We start from the raw sequence: 229 nt of genomic DNA on the forward strand, positions 1-229 counted from the left end.
GCGATCCGCCGGCAAATTCGCGACGCCGATCGCGAGATCGAGCTCTCGGCGCGCCGCATCGGCGATATTGCCAAGGATATCGCCCGTCTCGATCCGACGGGTGGGGATGCCTTCACGATGACCGTCAACGGGACGCGCTTCGACGAGCGCAAGCTCGCTGGTCGCGCTTTGATGCAGGAGATCCTCACCCTCGTCCAGCTTCAGCACGAAAACGACGTGGTGATCGCCT

1 protein-coding gene is annotated in these 229 nt (G+C 63.3%); it reads left to right on the forward strand.

The window, feature by feature from the left end; all coding sequences use genetic code 11:
- The coding region (locus tag RMT89_RS45805) for a hypothetical protein (protein WP_315889662.1) at window positions 1–229 on the forward strand (229 nt) is incomplete at both ends.

Origin of the sequence: Streptomyces sp. P17 (genome assembly GCF_032436805.1) — a bacterium.
In the GTDB taxonomy this organism is placed as follows: Bacteria; Actinomycetota; Actinomycetes; order Streptomycetales; family Streptomycetaceae; genus Streptomyces.